Origin of the sequence: Burkholderia plantarii (genome assembly GCF_001411805.1) — a bacterium.
Classification (GTDB): domain Bacteria; phylum Pseudomonadota; class Gammaproteobacteria; order Burkholderiales; family Burkholderiaceae; genus Burkholderia; species Burkholderia plantarii.
On record NZ_CP007213.1, the window covers coordinates 2269808 to 2285553 of the forward strand.

The following is a 15746-nucleotide window of genomic DNA, read 5'->3' on the forward strand; positions in this document are numbered from 1 at the left end:
GGCGGCACGCGGCCGTCGCGAGCCCGCGCGACAGGTCTTCACAAACTTGCGGCGAGCCCTGCGCCGGCGGGCGCGGCGCCGCTTCGCGGCATCGTTGCCACGCCTCGGCGGCACCGATATATTACGGACGGCCAGGCCCGCCGCAGGTCGTGTCTGGCGCGCCACGCGGCGAGCCGGCCGCGTGGCGCCCCTCCCTTCCGACACGACGGTGGATCGATGACGTCACGCAAGAATCGCTTCCTCGTGTATCTCCTCGCGGCGCTGCTCGGCGTGATCGCGGTGCGCGTGGTGCAGCACCTGCGCGGCGAGCCGGACGGCTCGACCGCCGTCACCACCACGGCGGCCATCGCGGCCAGCGAGGACGAGGAGGAAGACGACAACCCGTTTCCCGAGAACGTGCCCGCGCACGATGCGTTCGACGCGTTCATGGAAAGGCTCGACGCCGATCCGAAGTTCAAGGCGATCGCCGACGGCACGCAGGCCGCGAACGCCTACGACAAGGGCTTCGGGCTCACCCAGGACGGCTTGTCGAGGCTGTCCGACGCGCAACTCGAACAGCGCCTCGTCCTGATGTCGAAGGTGGTGACGTCGATGCCCGACGCCGACTGCCGGACCACCTCGCGGCCCACCGTCGACGCGGCCGACAAGCAGCGCATCCTCAACGACGCGATCGGCCGGCTGGACCGGAAGGATGCGGCCGAGTGGTTCGATGTCTCGTTCGCGGCCGCCCGCGCCGTGCTCGACAAGGCGCCCGTGATTGCTTCCGATCACGCGACCGTCACGGCCGCGCTGGAGCGGATCGTGCGGCAGGTGCCGCAGCAGGACCGGCAGCGCTTCCTGAACGCGATCCGCACGCCGGCCGCGGCCGAGCCGGCCGACACCTGCTGGGCCACGCGCACGCTCTACCAGAAGGCGGTGAAGCTCGACGAACCGTATCGGGCGGCGCTGGCGCGCGGGCTGGTGGAAACGGCGGGCTGACGACGGCCGGGCGAGACCATCCGGGCACGGATCTGCCGGCCGGCATGGCGCGAGCGCGGTGCGCCCCACGGCGGAGGTGTACGCCCGGCATGCATTCCGCACTCGATGAAACGATTGCAGTGCGTTCCGCAACGCTTTTATGCTGTTGTCCTTTCCCTCCCGTGCCGTGTTTCGCCGATGCCCATGCCCGCGTTTCGCCAAGCCGTTCCCGCCGACGTCGATCGTTGCTTCGCGATCGAAACCTCCGCCTACGAAGGTGACGAAGCCGCCACGCGCGAGAGGATCGCGACGCGGATCGCCCGCTACCCTGAAGGATTTCTCGTGATGGAGCTGGACGGCGCGGTCATCGGCTTCATCAACGGGGGCTGCGCCCGTCAGGTGGTGATGTCAGACGAGGCGTTCAAGGAACTGGTCGGCCACGACGCCGACGCGCCGAACGTGGTGATCATGTCGGTGGTGATCGATCCGGCGCATCAGGGCAAGGGCTACGCGCCGGCCATGATGGCGCGCTTCGTGGCCGGCATGCGGGCGCTCGGCAAGACCACCATCCATCTGATGTGCAAGAAGCGGCACGTCGCGCTGTACGAGCGCCTCGGCTATCGCTACGTCAAGCCGTCCAGTTCCGGGCACGGCGGCATGGCGTGGCACGAGATGCTCATGACGCTCTGAGGCGTTTCTGCCGCGCCGCCGGCGCGCCGCCGAGGCGCCCCTGCAGCGCACCCGCCGCCCGCCGCTCCGGCCGGCGCCGGCGCGCGCCTTCCTCCTCCGCCATCGCCACGAACGCCTCCAGCGCCGCGCTGCGGTAGGCATCGCGGCGCATCAGCAGCGCCACGGTCCGGCGCGGCAAGGCGGGCTTCAGGCCCACCAGCCGCAACTCGGCGTTCTCGCGCGCGATCGCGGCCGGCAGCAGCGTGGCCAGCGCCCCGCGCCGCACCACCTCGACGGCCGCGCTGATCGAATTGACCTCCATCGCGATGCGTGGCGCCACGCCGTGCCGCCGGCAATAGCGGTCCAGGTAATGACGCGTGGCGAACTCGCCGTTCAGCAGCACCAGCGCCTCGTCGGCGAACTCGCGCAGCGTCAGCGCCGTGCGCCGGCCCGCATACGAATGCGACTTGCCCACCACCACCGCCAGCGCCTCGACGAACAGCGCGCGCACCTCGAAATCCGGCGAACCGGTCTCGCTGAAGGCGATCCCGACGTCGAGCGCGTCCTCGCTCAGCAGCGGCTCCATGCGCTCCTGCGGCATCTCCAGCACGCTCAGCGCGATGTTCGGATAACGGCGGTGATAGCGGTCCAGCAGCGGCCCGATCAGGTAGGTGGCGAAGGTCGGCGTCATGCCGATCCGCAGCGAACCGCGGCTCAGCTCGCTGACGTCGTCGATCGCGCGCCGGCCCGCCTCCAGGTCCTGCAGCGCGCGCCGCGCGTAGTGGGCATACGCCACACCGGCGTCGGTCAGCCGGATCGCGCGGCCCGAGCGGTCGAGCAGCGGCACGCCGAGCGTGTCCTCCAGCTGCCGGACCTGCTGCGACAGCGTCGGCTGCGAGACGTGCAGCGCCTCGGCCGCGCGCGTGAAGTTGCCGTGTTCCGCGACCGCCAGGAAATAACGAATATGCCGGAGCAACATCGAGCGTCCTCGAACTATTGGTGATGCCTATGGCTCCGATAATAAACCGGTCTTGGACGCTATAGGCACGCCGGCGCATTCTCTGCCCATCGATTGTCGACCCGGTTGTCGACCCCAACGAGGACGGAGCGAACCATGCAAGAGGTCATCGACGGTTTCCTGAGGTTCCAGAAGGACGTGTTCCCGCAGCGCACCGAGCTGTTCAAGCGCCTGGCCACCCGCCAGCAGCCGCGCACGCTGTTCATTTCCTGCTCGGACAGCCGGCTGGTGCCGGAACTCGTCACGCAGCGCGAGCCGGGCGACCTGTTCGTGATCCGCAATGCCGGCAACATCGTGCCGTGCTACGGCCCGGAGCCGGGCGGCGTGACGGCCACCGTCGAATACGCGGTGGCCGCGCTCGGCGTGACCGACGTGGTGGTCTGCGGCCATTCCGATTGCGGCGCGATGACGGCGATCGCCACCTGCCAGTGCCTCGACCACATGCCCGCCGTGCGCAACTGGCTGCGCTATGCCGATTCCGCGCGGGTGGTGAACGAGGCACGCGAGCATCGCGACCAGGCCGCCCGGATCGACTCGATGGTGCGCGAGAACGTGATCGCCCAGCTGGCCAACCTCAAGACTCACCCGGCCGTGCGGCTCGCGCTCGAACAGGGGCGCCTCGCGCTGCACGGCTGGGTGTACGACATCGAGACCGGCTCGATCGATGCGCTCGACGGCACCCGCTACCGCTTCGTCCCGCTCGCCGACCATCCGCACGCGCGCGCCACGCCGCCCCGGCTCGACCTCGCGGCCTGAGCCGCCCCGCCTCGCTTTCCCCGCCCTTTCCCAAGGAGCCTCACCATGACGCAATCGCAACACAGCCAGACCGCCCGCCAAGCCCTGACCGACGCGATCATCGACGCGAAGATCCGCAAGAACCTGACGTTCGAACAGCTCAACGAAGGCACCGGCCTGAGCGTCGCGTTCGTCACCGCCGCGCTGCTGGGCCAGCACCCGCTGCCGGCCGAGGCGGCCCGGCTGGTGGCCGGCAGGCTCGACCTCGACGAGGACGCCGTGCGCCTGCTGCAGACGATCCCCGTGCGCGGCAGCATCCCCGGCGGCGTGCCGACCGATCCGACCATCTACCGCTTCTACGAGATCGTGCAGGTGTACGGCTCGACGCTGAAGGCGCTGATCCACGAGCAGTTCGGCGACGGCATCATCAGCGCGATCAACTTCAAGCTCGACGTGAAGAAGGTGGACGATCCCGAGGGCGGCTCGCGCGCGGTGATCACGCTGGACGGCAAGTACCTGCCCACCAAGCCGTTCTGAGCCCGCTGGCGCGCGGTCTGGCGTGGCCGCGGCGCGGCTCGCAATGGATTCATCCGACGCGGACGCGGCTGCCGCGCCGCCGCGAGCGCCTCGACCCCGGCGCCGTGGCGCCGGCTCGGCGGACGAACGGACGGAACCGGCCTGCGGGCTCGGCCGCCGTGCCGGCGGCGGCCTTCCCGCCGGCCTCAGTGCCCCGCCGCCGCAGCGGCGGCGCCGCCGGCCGGCGGCGTCCAGATCCGGATGTCGGTCGCGGTGACGCGTGCCGGGATCATGCCCGCCGCGCGATACGTATCGGCGATGCGCTGCTGCTCGGCGAGCTGGTCGCGCCGCACCGGCACGATCTCGTAGCTGCGCCGGCTGTTGGCCAGCGCGACGGTGGCTTCCGGCAGATTGCCCCAGACGGGGCTCAGGATCTTCGCGGCCTCGTCCGGATGCGCCTTGACCCACTTGCCGGTCTGGTTCAGCAGGTTGAACACGACGGGCAGCACGTCGGGATGGCGGGTCACGAACGCCGTGGTCGCCGTGTAGAAACGGTTGTACTGGGCGAGCCCGTCGCGCCCGTCGGCCAGCACGCGCACGTGGTCGTCACGCTGCTCCGAGGCCAGGAACGGATCCCAGATCACCCATGCGTCGACGTTGCCGCCGCGAAACGCGGCCAGCGCGTCGGACGCTTCCAGATAGCGGATGTCGACCTCGCCGGGCGCGATCCCGGCGCGCTTCAACGCGGCCAGCAGCAGGTAATGGCAGCCCGAGCCCTTCGACACCGCCACGCGCTTGCCGCGCAGGTCGGCCACGCTGCGGACCGGCGAGTTCGACGGCACGATGATCGCCTGCGCGGACGGCGCCGAGGTCTCCTCGGCGTAGTAGGTCAGCGGCGCGTTGGCCGCCTGCGTGAACAGCGCGAACGCGTCGGCCACGTCGGCGTTCAGGTCGACGCTGCTGGTGTTCATCGCTTCCAGCAAGCCGCTCGCGAACTCGTGCCAGCGCACGTCGTAGCCGAGCGCGCCGAGCCGGCGCTCGAGTTCGCCGTTGCGCTTGAGCAGGATGAACAGCGCCGAGGAGCGCTGATAGCCGATCGATACCGTGTCGCGCGCCGCCGCGGCGGGCGCGAAAGATGCGACGGCCACGCCCAGGCCGAAGGCGATGACACCGCGAACGGCGGCGCGCATGACGATGCGCCGCCGGGAAACGAACCACGACATGAACAGGACTCCGGAACGGACAATCCGGCGACTATAGCGTCGCGAGAGCGGCGGCCGAACCATCGATATCGCATATCGTTAGCAGCGCGACGCGCGCCCGCCCCGCCGCCCGCCCCGCCGCCTGCCCTGCCTCGTGGCTCGATCGCGCGTCGCATGACGCGGATCCTGCGCCATTGTTATCGACCTGTTACATTGCATGAATCCGTGGGCCGTCGTGCCCGCGGATGCGCACGATCGTTGTGCGCTCCACCAAAACAGCAATCCTCAGGAGAAAGTCGATATGCGCACCACCCGCAAGCTGTCTCTTGCCGCCCTCACGTTGTCCCTGACGCTCGGCCTGTCCGGCGTCGCACTGGCCCAGACGGCCGCTTCCGATCCGGGCGCCGCGGCGGCCGCCCCGGCCAGCGCGCCGACCAAGGCCGAGAAGCGCAAGGCTGCCCGCGCGCAGCACAAGGCCGAACGCAAGGCCGCCCGCGCGAAGAACAGCGCCGAGCTGAAGAAGCTGGAAGACAACGGCTACAAGCCGTCGGCGAACGATCCGAACTATCCGCAGGATCTGCAGAACGCCGAGAAGCGCGCGGCCGGCGGGGCATCGTCGGGGCAGTAAGCGGCGCGGTAGTGTGTGCTGGATGTGAAACCGGCGGCCGATCAGGCCGCCGGTTTCGTTATGGCGAAGGCAAACGTCGTGGCTCGTCTTGGCCGGTGAACGTGGCGAGCGAACCCGCAACGCCGCACCGCTCACCCTCAGTGGCACTCGATCACTTGCACGCCAGCACCACGACGCCGCCGATTCCCTGCGTGTTCGGCAGCGTGGCCGAATAGCCGACGGCGATCAGCGGCTGCGTCGCGTCATGACCCACCACCACCGACTGGACCAACAGTTGCCCGCTGGTCGCGGCGCCGTTCAGCGGCGTCTGCGTGCTGGTGAACGTGTAGGGCGTATCCCTGACGCGGATCGACAGGCTCAGATTGTCGAGCGTGCCCGCGCCGGGATTGAGCGTGGCCGAACTCGCGTCGAGCGTGCCGGCGACACCGCCGTCGCCGTCCGCCACCGCGTCGGCGATCAACTGCGTGCAGGCGAGCGTGCCGCTCGTCGCGGACAAGGCCAGCGGCGTACCGACCGCGTAGTGAACGCCCTGCTCCATGGTGTAGGTATTTTCGTCGGTGTCCATCGCCTGATTCCACCGACCGATCGCCACGTCGGTACCAACGCCCTGGATCTCCGACACCACCCCGTGGTCCATCCCGAGGCAGTCCGATGCCGCGGCCGACGAGGCGAGCGTCGTGAACGCGCCGCTCGGCTGCTGGACCTGGCTCGATGCGGGCGCGTTCGGCGCCGTCATGTTACGGCCTTTCGAATAGGCCTTCGGCAGGCTCGGCACGACCAGCACGGCGAGTTGGCCGTCGTTCGCCGCGATCTGCGAGGCGGAGCCCGAGTAGGTGAAGTCGCCGGCGGGCCGGCACGCCACCTGGGCGGCGGGCGGCGTCGAAGCCGCCGGCGTGGACGATGCCGGCGCCGGTACCGCGGGAGTGGAAGCCGCCGATGCCGCGGCCGGCGTACCGGCATCGTCACCGCCGCCGCATGCCGAAAGCGCCGCGATGGCGAATACGGTGGAAACCAACTGGAAAGCGCGAATGGATTTTTTCATTGAATCGATCTGCGGTTTTTCTCGATATCATCGAGAAAATGGTTTTAGAAATAGTTTTCACATCACTGACGATGGCCTCTCGCCAGCGATGCGTTAATAGCACGAGCGAATTTTCCGGGTCAATGCGACCCGGCGCCCGCCAGGCGGGAACGGGCTCGACGGCCGGAGCGCCATCGACAGCGCCAACCGCTTCCGCGATTCAACAAAAACGCTTGGTTCAGCACGATTTCCTTATCGATTGCGCGGCACTCGCCTGCCAATCCGAAGCGCCCGACTTCACGCGCTGTCAACCGACATTCCGCACCCTCGCGACGGGCCGCCACACCTGATTCACGCTGCCGTTATACTTGCCGCTCGACATCGCGCCGGCATCGCCGCACCGCCCGGCATCGCGGGTCGCCGCCTCGTCCGCCCCATCGCCGCTCGACGCTTCCACTTCATCACGCCGACATGCGCCTCGCCCTCGACCGCCGTACCGCCACCGCGCTGCTCGTGGCCGCCGTGTTCTTCATGGAGAACCTCGACGCCACCGTGATCGCGACGGCGCTGCCGGCCATGGCGCGCGACTTCGGCACGGCGGCCGCGCATCTCTCGATCGGCGTGTCGGCCTATCTGGTCGCGCTCACGGTGTTCATTCCGATCAGCGGCTGGATGGCCGACCGGTTCGGCGCGCGCCGTGTGTTCGCGACGGCGATCGTGGTGTTCACGCTGTCGTCGCTGCTGTGCGCGGCGAGCGGCAGCCTGGCCGCGTTCACGGCGGCGCGCACGCTGCAGGGCCTGGGCGGCGCGATGATGGTGCCGGTCGGCCGGCTGGTGGTGTTGCGCAACACGCCGAAGGAGCAGATCGTGCGCGCGATCGCGATCCTCACCTGGCCCGCGCTGGTCTCGCCGATCCTCGGGCCGCCCGTGGGCGGCTGGATCAGCACGCACTGGAGCTGGCACTGGATCTTCCTGCTGAACCTGCCGCTCGGCGTGATCGCGCTGGCCGCGGCGCTGGCGCTGGTGCGCAACGGCGAGGCGAAGCGCGCGCCGTTCGACGTGCCGGGCTTCGTCCTCACCGGGCTCGGCTTCGGCCTGTTCATGGCGGGCCTCGAAGCGGCGAGCCGCGCCGACGTGGCGCGCGCGATCGCGTTCGCGATGCTCGCGGCCGGCGTGGTGCTGCTGCTGGTCTCGGCGCGCCATCTGGCGCGCGCCGAGCATCCGCTGTTCGGCCTCGAACCGCTCGCGATCGACACGTTCCGCGTCACGGCCGTGGGCGGCTCGCTGTTTCGCACCGCGATCGGCACCGCGCCGTTCCTGCTGCCGCTGATGTTCCAGCTCGCGTTCGGCTACGACGCGGTGGAGGCCGGCGCGCTGCTGCTGTGGCTGTTCGCCGGCAATCTGGCGATGAAGCCGGCCACCACGCGCATCATGCATGCGTTCGGCTTTCGCCGCGTGCTGGTCGGCAACGGCGTGCTGGTGGCGCTCGGCTTCGCGGCCTGCATGACGCTGACGGCCGACACGCCGCACTGGCTGGTCTGCACGCTGCTGTTCGCCACCGGCATGACGCGCTCGATGCAGTTCACGGCGCTGAACACGATCGGCTTCGCCGACGTGCCGCAGCCGCAGATGAGCCACGCCACCACGCTGTTCTCGGTACTGCAGCAGATGAACGCGGGGATGGGCATCGCGATCGGCGCGCTCGCGCTGTCGGTGGCCGGCATCATCCATGGCTCGCCGCAGGGCAACCCGGGCAGCGCCGATTTCCATCTCGCGTTCGGCCTGATCGCGCTGATCGCGGCGCTGGCCGTGGTCGACAGCCTGCTGCTGCCGCGCGACGCCGGCGAGCGCCTGCTCGCGCGCGGGCGCTGACGGCGGCTTGGTACTACAGCCGTAGATGGAACGAAGACGGAGGTACGCAACCCCGGTGGTCATCGCTAAGACAGGCTTCCCGCCAACAGCAGTGCGTCTTACCCTCCGAATAGCCAACCCTGATAACTCGTATTACCAGGGTCACGTTTATGCACGAATGCATGCCCGTCAGAACGATGCCCATTCGCCGCTTCCCGTCCTGGCCGCAGCCAGTTGCGCCGCCTGCGCCCGCCCGGGGTGGCGCTTCGGCTGCTTCGGCTGCTTCGGCGCGACGTGCGTTCTCGCGGGAGCCGGCTCCGTCCGCGCCGTTGCCTCAACCCGGAAGATCGACACCGCGGCCCGCAGGCTTTCCGCCTGATCCGCCATCGACTGCGCCGCGGCCGTTGCCTGCTCCACCAACGCCGCGTTCTGCTGGGTGACCTCGTCCATCTGCGCCACTGCCACGTTGACCTGTTCGATTCCCGTGTTTTGCTCCGCTGACGCCGACGCGATCTCACCCATGATGTCGCTGACCCGCTTCACCGATCGGACGATCTCGTCCATGGTCGCGCCAGCGCCGGCCACCAGTTGCGAGCCGGCAGCAACATGCGACACCGACGTCTCGATCAGTTCCTTGATTTCCTTGGCCGCCACCGCGCTGCGCTGCGCCAGCGTCCGCACTTCCCCGGCGACCACGGCGAAGCCGCGCCCCTGCTCGCCTGCGCGCGCCGCTTCCACCGCCGCGTTGAGCGCCAGGATATTGGTCTGGAACGCGATGCCCTCGATCACGGAAATGATCTCGGCAACCTTGCGAGAACTCGACGTGATGTTCTCCATGGTGCCCACCACCTGCCGGACCACGTCACCGCCCGACGAAGCGGTCTGCGATGCCGTGACGGCGAGCGTGCTGCCCTGGCGGGCATTGTCGGTATTGTGTTTCACCGTCGACGTCAGTTCCTCCATGCTGGCCGCCGTCTCTTCGAGCGATGCCGCCTGTTCTTCGGTGCGTTGGGAGAGGTCGACGTTGCCCTGGGCGACCTCGTTAGCGGCAACGGAGATGGACTCGGCCGATGTCTTGATGCCGTGAACGATCGACGTGAGCCTGGCGCGCATCGCTTCGAGCGACGCCATCAGGCTGGTCGAGTCGCCAAGCTTCAGGTGCAGATCCACCATCAGGTTGCCCTTGGCGATCTCCCCCGCCACCGACTGCGCGAGGCTGGGTTCGCCGCCAAGCTGGCTCAGGATGCTGCGCGTAATAAGGATCGCGGCCGCGGCGGCTAGCAGCAGCGAGCCGGCAACGACGGCGGCGATCAGTGCGCGAACGCTCGAGTACGTGCTTACGGCTTCTCGCTGCGCTTGTTCGTTGAGCTGGTCCTCGAAATCAGCCAGTTCGACCGCACGGGCCAGCCAGATCTGCTGCGGTGGTCGAGCATTCTGCATCAGCTCCCGGGTCGCGCCAGCCATATCGTTCGACTGGCCCAGTTGGGCGGCCTTGCGCAATGGCGGCAGCGCCGCCGCCTCATCCTGCTTGAGCTGGGCGAGGAGCGTCTTCTCCCGCTCCGTGGTGCTGGGTTCGTCCGCAAACATCTGCGACAGCTTCTGGTAGGCATCGGCATAGATCTGTTCCTGCTTGCTGATGCGCTCGGACTCCTTGGCCATGTCCCGTTGGTCTGTAAGCAGCGCCAAGTTCCGAACGGCAATGGCACGATCCTGTATTGAGGACCGTAACCGGTTAGCCAGCTTCGCTTCGCTATTGTTCACTCGCGCGATATCGTCCAGCTGTCCGTTCAGCTGGGACAACCCGTAGAAACCGATCACCGCCACTGCCAACAATAATGCCGTCAACAACCCGAACCCGATAACCAAACGGGTCGAAACATTCATGTTTTTCATTGCGGCTCCCAGACCGTGACAGATTGTTTTCAACTTGTTAACGGCCGCCTGAAAAACGACTGAAGGGGTGGAAAGACCTTATGATTACGTCGTCGTTGAGATTGATCAGGAATCGCCGCCCGTCCCGCCTCCGCGAGTTGTTTCAGGCGCTCCTGCGCGTCCGGATATCGAAGGCTCGCGACACTGAGCAGTTGCCGGTCGTGCATGGCCAAGATCTGCTCGATCGCCTCACGTTCGGTAGCCTCCAGCCTGCCGGAACCGTGCAGTCGGCACCGCTTCCCGTTCCTCGCGTGACGCCAACAGATACGTGATTTCCACCACGTCGAGAAGAGTCGCAAGCCGCGCCGTTCCGGCACGCTGGTCGAGCATCGGGTCTCAGCAACGATTTCAAGAGAGGCTGCTGGCGGTGGTGCCGGCGACCAGGCGGCGCTCGTCGGGGCCAGCCAGCCGCTCACTTGCCGCGGCGAGCGGCCAAGCGGGCATGCGAGCCGCGCCACCGCGCCGAGCACGACGAACACGAACAGCGCGGCGCTGAGATAGAAGCAGGCCACCAGCTTGAACATCGGCAGCAGCGAGCCCACGCCGAACCTGCCGACGGTGAACGCGATCGCGCCGATCGCGCCGAGCGGCGCCACGCGCGTGATGAAGCCGACGATCCGGAACATCATCGCGGCCACGCCCTCCACCACCGGCCGCACGCGCTCGCCGAGCACCGACAGCGCCGAGCCGCACAGCATCGCGATCAGCAGCACGGGCAGGATCTCGTCGTGCGTGAACGCGCCCACGAACGTCTCGGGAATCACCTGCATCAGGAAGCCGGCCACGCCCTCGCCGTGCGCGGCACGCGAGACATAGCCCGACACGGCCGACGCGTCGAGCGAGGCGACCGACACGTTGAAGCCGGCGCCGGGATGCAGCAGGTGCCCCATCAACAGGCCGAAGCCGAGCGCCACGCTCGACACCAGCTCGAAATAGAGCAGCGCCTTGCCGCCGGCGCGGCCCACGGCCTTCATGTCGCGCATGCTGGCGATGCCGGCCACCACGGCGCAGAACGCCACGGGCGCGATCACCATCCGGATCAGCCGGACGAACAGGTCGCCGAGCGGCTTCAGCGCGAGCGCGGCGCCGGCGGCGCGCGGTTCAGCCCGTCGCGCGCGTCGCGTCGAGCTGCGCCCACGGCCGGGCGGCGCGGTGGCGCTGCTCGAACGCGTCGATCCGGTCGGCCATCGCGAGCGTCAGGTCGATCGTGTCGATGCCCTCGATCACCATGCGCTGGTGGCGCGCCCCGAGCGCGAAGTCGAAACGGCGCCCGGCCGGCGACGCCACCTGCCGCCACTCGATGTCGATGCGCAGCACGCCGTCCGGATTCGCGACGGCCTCGGCCGCGAGCGCGTCCACCTCGTCGCGCGCGAGCGTGACCAGCAGCAGCCGGTTGTTCATCGCGTTCGAATGGAAGATCTCGGCGAAGCTCGGCGCGATCACGGCGGCGAAGCCGTATTGCAGCAGCCCCCACACGGCGTGCTCGCGACTGGAGCCGCAGCCGAAGTTCGCGCCGCCGATCAGCACCCGCGCGCCGGCATGGCGCGCGTCGTTCAGCACCGAGTCCGCGCGCGGCGCGCCGCCGGCATCGAAACGCAGGTCGTGGAGCAGCCCCGGCGCGAGCCCGGCCTTGTCGATGCCGCGCAGGAACTGCTTCGGCATGATCTGGTCGGTGTCGAGGTTGTCGATCGGCAGCGGCAGCGCGCGGCCCTCGATGGCGGTCAGCAGGCTCATGTCAGCTCCAGGGTTCGAACGTCGGTCAGGCGGCCGGTCAACGCGGCGGCGGCGGCCATCGCGGGACTCATCAGGTGGGTACGCCCGCCGCGGCCCTGGCGTCCTTCGAAATTGCGGTTGGTGGTGGACGCGCAGCGCTCGCCGTCGGCCAGCACGTCGTCGTTCATCGCGAGGCACATCGAGCAGCCGGGCTCGCGCCACTCGAAGCCGGCCTCGACCAGCACGCGCGCGATGCCCTCGGCTTCCGCCTGGCGGCGCACGCGCCCCGAGCCCGGCACCACCATCGCGCGGATGCCGGGCGCCACGCGCCGGCCGCGCACGATCGCGGCCACGGTGCGCAGGTCCTCGATGCGGCCGTTGGTGCAGGAGCCGATGAACACGCGGTCGATCGGCGTGCCGGCGATCGGCGCGCGCGGCGCGAGGCCGATGTAGTCGAGCGCGCGGCGCGTCGATTCGCGCGCGGCCGGGCTCGACGCGTCCTCGACGGCCGGCACCGTGGCGTCGATCGCGATCGCCTGGTCGGGGCTGGTGCCCCAGGTCACGAACGGCGCGACCTCGCGCGCCTCGAAGCGGTGCTCGGCGTCGAACGCGGCGCCCGCGTCGCTGTGCAGCCCGGCCCAGTCGGCGCAGGCGGCACGCCACTGCGCGTCGTCGAGATCGACGTGGGCGCGCACGTAGTCGAGCGTGGTCGCGTCGGGCGCGATCAGCGCGGCGCGCGCACCGGCCTCCACCGTCATGTTGCAGACCGTCATGCGCGCCTCGGCGCTCAGCGCCTCGAAGGTGCTGCCCGCGTACTCCACCGCGTAGCCGCGCGCGCCCTGCGCGCCGAGCCTGGCCACCAGCCAGATCACCAGATCCTTGGCCGAGGTGCCGTAGGGCAGCGCGCCGTCCACCACGATCCGCATCGTCCTAGCGAGCCGGTAGACCAGCGTCTGCGTGGCCAGCACATGCTCGACCTCGGACGTGCCGATGCCGAAGCCGAGCGCGCCCAGCGCGCCGTAGGTGGTGGTATGGCTGTCGCCGCACAGGATCACCATGCCGGGCCGCACGAAGCCGTGCTCGGGCGCCACCACGTGCTCGATGCCCTGGTCGGGATCCTGGGTGCCGAACAGCCGGATGCCGGCGCGCTCGCAGTTGCGCGCGAGGTTGGCGGCCTGGGTGGCCGAGGCCGCGTCCGCGATCACGCGCGGGCGCCCGGCATGGGTCGGAATGATGTGGCTGACCACCGCCACCTGCTGTTTCGGCCGGCGCACCGCGCGGCCCTTCGCGTCGAGCCCGGCGAACGCCTGCGGGCTCGTGTATTCGTTCATCAGGTGCAGGTCGACGTAGAGCAGCACGTTGTCGGCGTCGAGCGGCGCGACCGTGTGCGAATCGACGAGCTTCTGGTACAGCGTCCGGATCGCCATCCCGGTACCTCGTTGTCGTGTGATTGGGAAAAGGTGGCGCGGCCGCCGCCGCGCCGGGTTCAGCCGCGCAGGAACGGCAGCGCGGCGTCGAGCAGCGCCTCGGGCGCCTCCTCGGGGATGTAGTGGCCGCACGGCAGCGCGTGGCCCGTCACGGTGCCGGCCCAGCGGCGCCATTCGGCGAGCGGGTCGAAGCACTGGCCGATCACGCCGTCGCCGCCCCACAGCGCCAGCATCGGGCAGGCGATGCGCGCGCCGGCCGCGAGATCGGCGCGATCGTGGTCGAGGTCGATCGTGATCGAGGCGCGATAGTCCTCGCAGATGCCGTGCGCGGTGGCCGGGTCCGACAGGCAGCGCAGGTATTCGGCGTAGGCCTCGGGCGTGAACGGCTCGAGGCCGGCGCTGCGCGCGCCGATCGTCTGCTTCAGGTAGAGGTCGGGGTCGGCCGCGATCAGCGTCTCGGGGAACGGCGCCGGGCGCACCAGGAAGAACCAGTGCCAGTAGGCGCGCGCGAACGCGAACGAGGTCTGCTCGTACATCGCCAGCGTCGGCGCGATGTCGAGCGTGACGAGCCGGCGCACCGCGTCCGGATGGTCGAGCGCCATGCGCACCGCCACGCGCGCGCCGCGATCGTGCGCCAGCACGTCGAAGCGCGCGAGGCCGAGCGCGCGCATCAGCTCGACCTGGTCCCGCGCCATCCTGCGCTTCGCGTAGTTCGCGTGATCGGGCAGGCCGGCGGGCTTGTCGCTGTCGCCGTAGCCGCGCAGGTCGGCGGCCACCACCGTGAACTCGCGCGCCAGCACGGGCGCCACCCGATGCCAGATCGCGCGCGTCTGAGGATGGCCGTGCAGCAGCAGCAAAGCCGGCCCGCGGCCGCCGCGCAGCGCGCGGATCGTGATGCCGTCGTCGGTCTCCACGCTGACCGGGGCGAAGTCGTCGAACATGTTTCCTCCGTGTTTTTTGTAGTCTAATTGCTGCCTTGAACGCCATGGTATCGGCGAAAGCAAACCGGTATTAACTTGAGAGAAACAATGGACGCGATCTCCGATCTCGCGCTGTTCGAGCTGGTGGTGCGCCAGGGCAGCCTCACGGCGGCCGCGCGCGAACTGGGCGTGACGCCGCCGTCGGTCAGCAAGCGGCTCAAGCAGATCGAGCAGCGGCTCGGCGTGCGGCTGCTGAACCGCACCACGCGGCAGATCAGCGTGACGACCGAGGGCGAGCTGTACCTCAACAACGGCTCGCGGATCCTCTCGGAGCTGGCCGAGCTGGAACAGCGGGTGAGCCGCAGCCGCGCCGAGCCGGCCGGGCTGCTGCGCGTGAACGCCTCGTTCGGCTTCGGCCGCACCTGGGTGGCCGCGGCGATCTCGGAGTTCGTCGCGCGGCATCCGTCGATGGAGATCCAGCTGCAGCTGACCGACCGGCCGCTGAGCCTGCAGGAGCAGGCGTTCGACGTCGGCATCCGGTTCGGCGACGTGCCCGAGGCGCGCATCAACGCGCGGCGCATCGTGCGCAACCGCCGCGTGGTGTGCGCGGCGCCCGCCTATCTCGCGCGGCACGGCACGCCGCGCACGCCGCGCGAGCTTGCCCAGCACGCCTGCCTGATCCTGCGCGAGAACGATTCGGCCTACGGCAGCTGGCATTTCACGCGCGGCAGCCAGGAGGAGACCGTCAAGGTGCGCGGGCCGCTCAGCAGCAACGACGGCGCCGCCGTGCTGAAGTGGGCGCTCGACGGCCACGGCATCGCGATCCGCTCGCGCTGGGAGGTGGACGCGCGGCTGCGCGACGGCTCGCTGGTGCCGCTGCTGGCCGACTGGACGCTGCCGAACGCCGACATCTACGCGGTCTACCTCGAACGCAACCAGCTGTCGGCGCGGCTGCGCACCTTCATCGACTTCCTCGGCACGCGGCTGCCGCAGCTGCTCGGCGTGCCGGCCGAGCGCCGGCGCGGCGGCTGACCCACCGCCGACCCGACCTGCCAGGCCGCCCGCCCGGTCGAGGCGGCGGCCCCGCCGCCGGGCGATGCCGACAGTCACTCTGACGTCAAACTGACCCTTTACTGTCGCGGAGCAGACGACAACAG

The 15746-nt window shown here is 69.5% G+C and carries 16 protein-coding genes; 8 read left to right on the forward strand and 8 right to left on the reverse strand.

Annotated features, from left to right (window positions below; translation table 11 throughout):
- Positions 1-216 precede the first annotated feature (216 nt).
- A complete protein-coding gene (locus tag bpln_RS26570) occupies positions 217-978 on the forward strand; it encodes a hypothetical protein (RefSeq protein WP_055140491.1) in 762 nt (253 codons plus the stop codon).
- A 177-nt stretch (positions 979-1155) separates the two neighbouring features.
- On the forward strand, positions 1156-1647 hold the full coding sequence (locus tag bpln_RS26575; protein WP_055140492.1) for a GNAT family N-acetyltransferase: 492 nt from the start codon (positions 1156-1158) through the stop codon (positions 1645-1647).
- Here bpln_RS26575 and cynR read toward each other — a convergent pair.
- Positions 1634-2605 (reverse strand): transcriptional regulator CynR, encoded by a 972-nt coding sequence (gene cynR / locus bpln_RS26580; RefSeq protein ID WP_226993665.1) that lies wholly within the window; start codon positions 2603-2605, stop codon positions 1634-1636. The genes bpln_RS26575 and cynR overlap by 14 nt on opposite strands.
- 135 nt (positions 2606-2740) lie before the next feature.
- Here cynR and bpln_RS26585 point away from each other — a divergent pair, with 135 nt between their 5' ends.
- The gene (locus bpln_RS26585; RefSeq protein WP_042628155.1) at positions 2741-3400 is read left to right on the forward strand and encodes a carbonic anhydrase; all 660 of its coding nucleotides are present in this window, start codon (positions 2741-2743) and stop codon (positions 3398-3400) included.
- Positions 3401-3445: 45 nt separating this feature from the next.
- On the forward strand, positions 3446-3916 hold the full coding sequence (cynS, locus tag bpln_RS26590) for a cyanase (RefSeq protein WP_055140493.1): 471 nt from the start codon (positions 3446-3448) through the stop codon (positions 3914-3916).
- A 185-nt stretch (positions 3917-4101) separates the two neighbouring features.
- Here cynS and bpln_RS26595 read toward each other — a convergent pair whose 3' ends face one another.
- Positions 4102-5118, reverse strand: a complete 1017-nt coding sequence (locus tag bpln_RS26595) for an aliphatic sulfonate ABC transporter substrate-binding protein (protein WP_082465448.1) — start codon at positions 5116-5118, stop codon at positions 4102-4104.
- A 280-nt stretch (positions 5119-5398) separates the two neighbouring features.
- On the opposite strand from bpln_RS26595, the gene bpln_RS26600 reads away from it, so the two are divergent.
- Positions 5399-5725, forward strand: coding sequence for a hypothetical protein (locus bpln_RS26600; protein WP_042628157.1), 327 nt, complete (start codon positions 5399-5401; stop codon positions 5723-5725).
- 151 nt (positions 5726-5876) lie between these two features.
- Here the strand turns inward: bpln_RS26600 and bpln_RS26605 are convergent, their stop codons facing one another.
- Positions 5877-6587 carry a hypothetical protein gene (locus bpln_RS26605; RefSeq protein ID WP_244131947.1) on the reverse strand — a complete coding sequence of 237 codons (711 nt, stop codon included), beginning with the start codon at positions 6585-6587 and terminating at the stop codon, positions 5877-5879.
- Between bpln_RS26605 and bpln_RS37980 the strand changes: the two genes are divergently transcribed.
- Together bpln_RS37980 and bpln_RS26610 are read left to right on the forward strand one after the other, a co-directional pair.
- Complete coding sequence (locus bpln_RS37980; protein WP_244131948.1) at positions 6559-6864, forward strand: hypothetical protein; 306 nt, start codon at positions 6559-6561, stop codon at positions 6862-6864. The genes bpln_RS26605 and bpln_RS37980 overlap by 29 nt on opposite strands.
- A 353-nt stretch (positions 6865-7217) precedes the next feature.
- The gene (locus bpln_RS26610) at positions 7218-8618 is read left to right on the forward strand and encodes a DHA2 family efflux MFS transporter permease subunit (protein WP_042628159.1); all 1401 of its coding nucleotides are present in this window, start codon (positions 7218-7220) and stop codon (positions 8616-8618) included.
- A gap of 168 nt (positions 8619-8786) precedes the next feature.
- Here bpln_RS26610 and bpln_RS26615 read toward each other — a convergent pair whose 3' ends face one another.
- Genes bpln_RS26615 through bpln_RS26635 form a run of 5 tightly spaced genes read right to left on the reverse strand, consistent with a single transcriptional unit; the run spans position 8787 to position 14610 of the window.
- Positions 8787-10490 carry a methyl-accepting chemotaxis protein gene (locus bpln_RS26615; RefSeq protein WP_055140496.1) on the reverse strand — a complete coding sequence of 568 codons (1704 nt, stop codon included), beginning with the start codon at positions 10488-10490 and terminating at the stop codon, positions 8787-8789.
- Positions 10491-10519: 29 nt separating this feature from the next.
- Positions 10520-11602, reverse strand: coding sequence for a cation:dicarboxylate symporter family transporter (locus bpln_RS37985; RefSeq protein WP_275472442.1), 1083 nt, complete (start codon positions 11600-11602; stop codon positions 10520-10522).
- Positions 11603-11630: 28 nt separating this feature from the next.
- Positions 11631-12263 carry a 3-isopropylmalate dehydratase small subunit gene (gene leuD / locus bpln_RS26625; RefSeq protein WP_055140497.1) on the reverse strand — a complete coding sequence of 211 codons (633 nt, stop codon included), beginning with the start codon at positions 12261-12263 and terminating at the stop codon, positions 11631-11633.
- Positions 12260-13669, reverse strand: a complete 1410-nt coding sequence (gene leuC / locus bpln_RS26630) for a 3-isopropylmalate dehydratase large subunit (RefSeq protein WP_055140498.1) — start codon at positions 13667-13669, stop codon at positions 12260-12262. The genes leuD and leuC overlap by 4 nt, the downstream gene beginning before the upstream one ends.
- 59 nt (positions 13670-13728) lie before the next feature.
- Entirely contained in the window at positions 13729-14610 is an 882-nt protein-coding gene (locus bpln_RS26635) for an alpha/beta fold hydrolase (RefSeq protein ID WP_055140499.1), read from the reverse strand.
- Positions 14611-14697: 87 nt separating this feature from the next.
- Between bpln_RS26635 and bpln_RS26640 the strand changes: the two genes are divergently transcribed.
- Positions 14698-15621, forward strand: coding sequence for a LysR family transcriptional regulator (locus bpln_RS26640; protein WP_055140500.1), 924 nt, complete (start codon positions 14698-14700; stop codon positions 15619-15621).
- Positions 15622-15746: the final 125 nt, after the last annotated feature.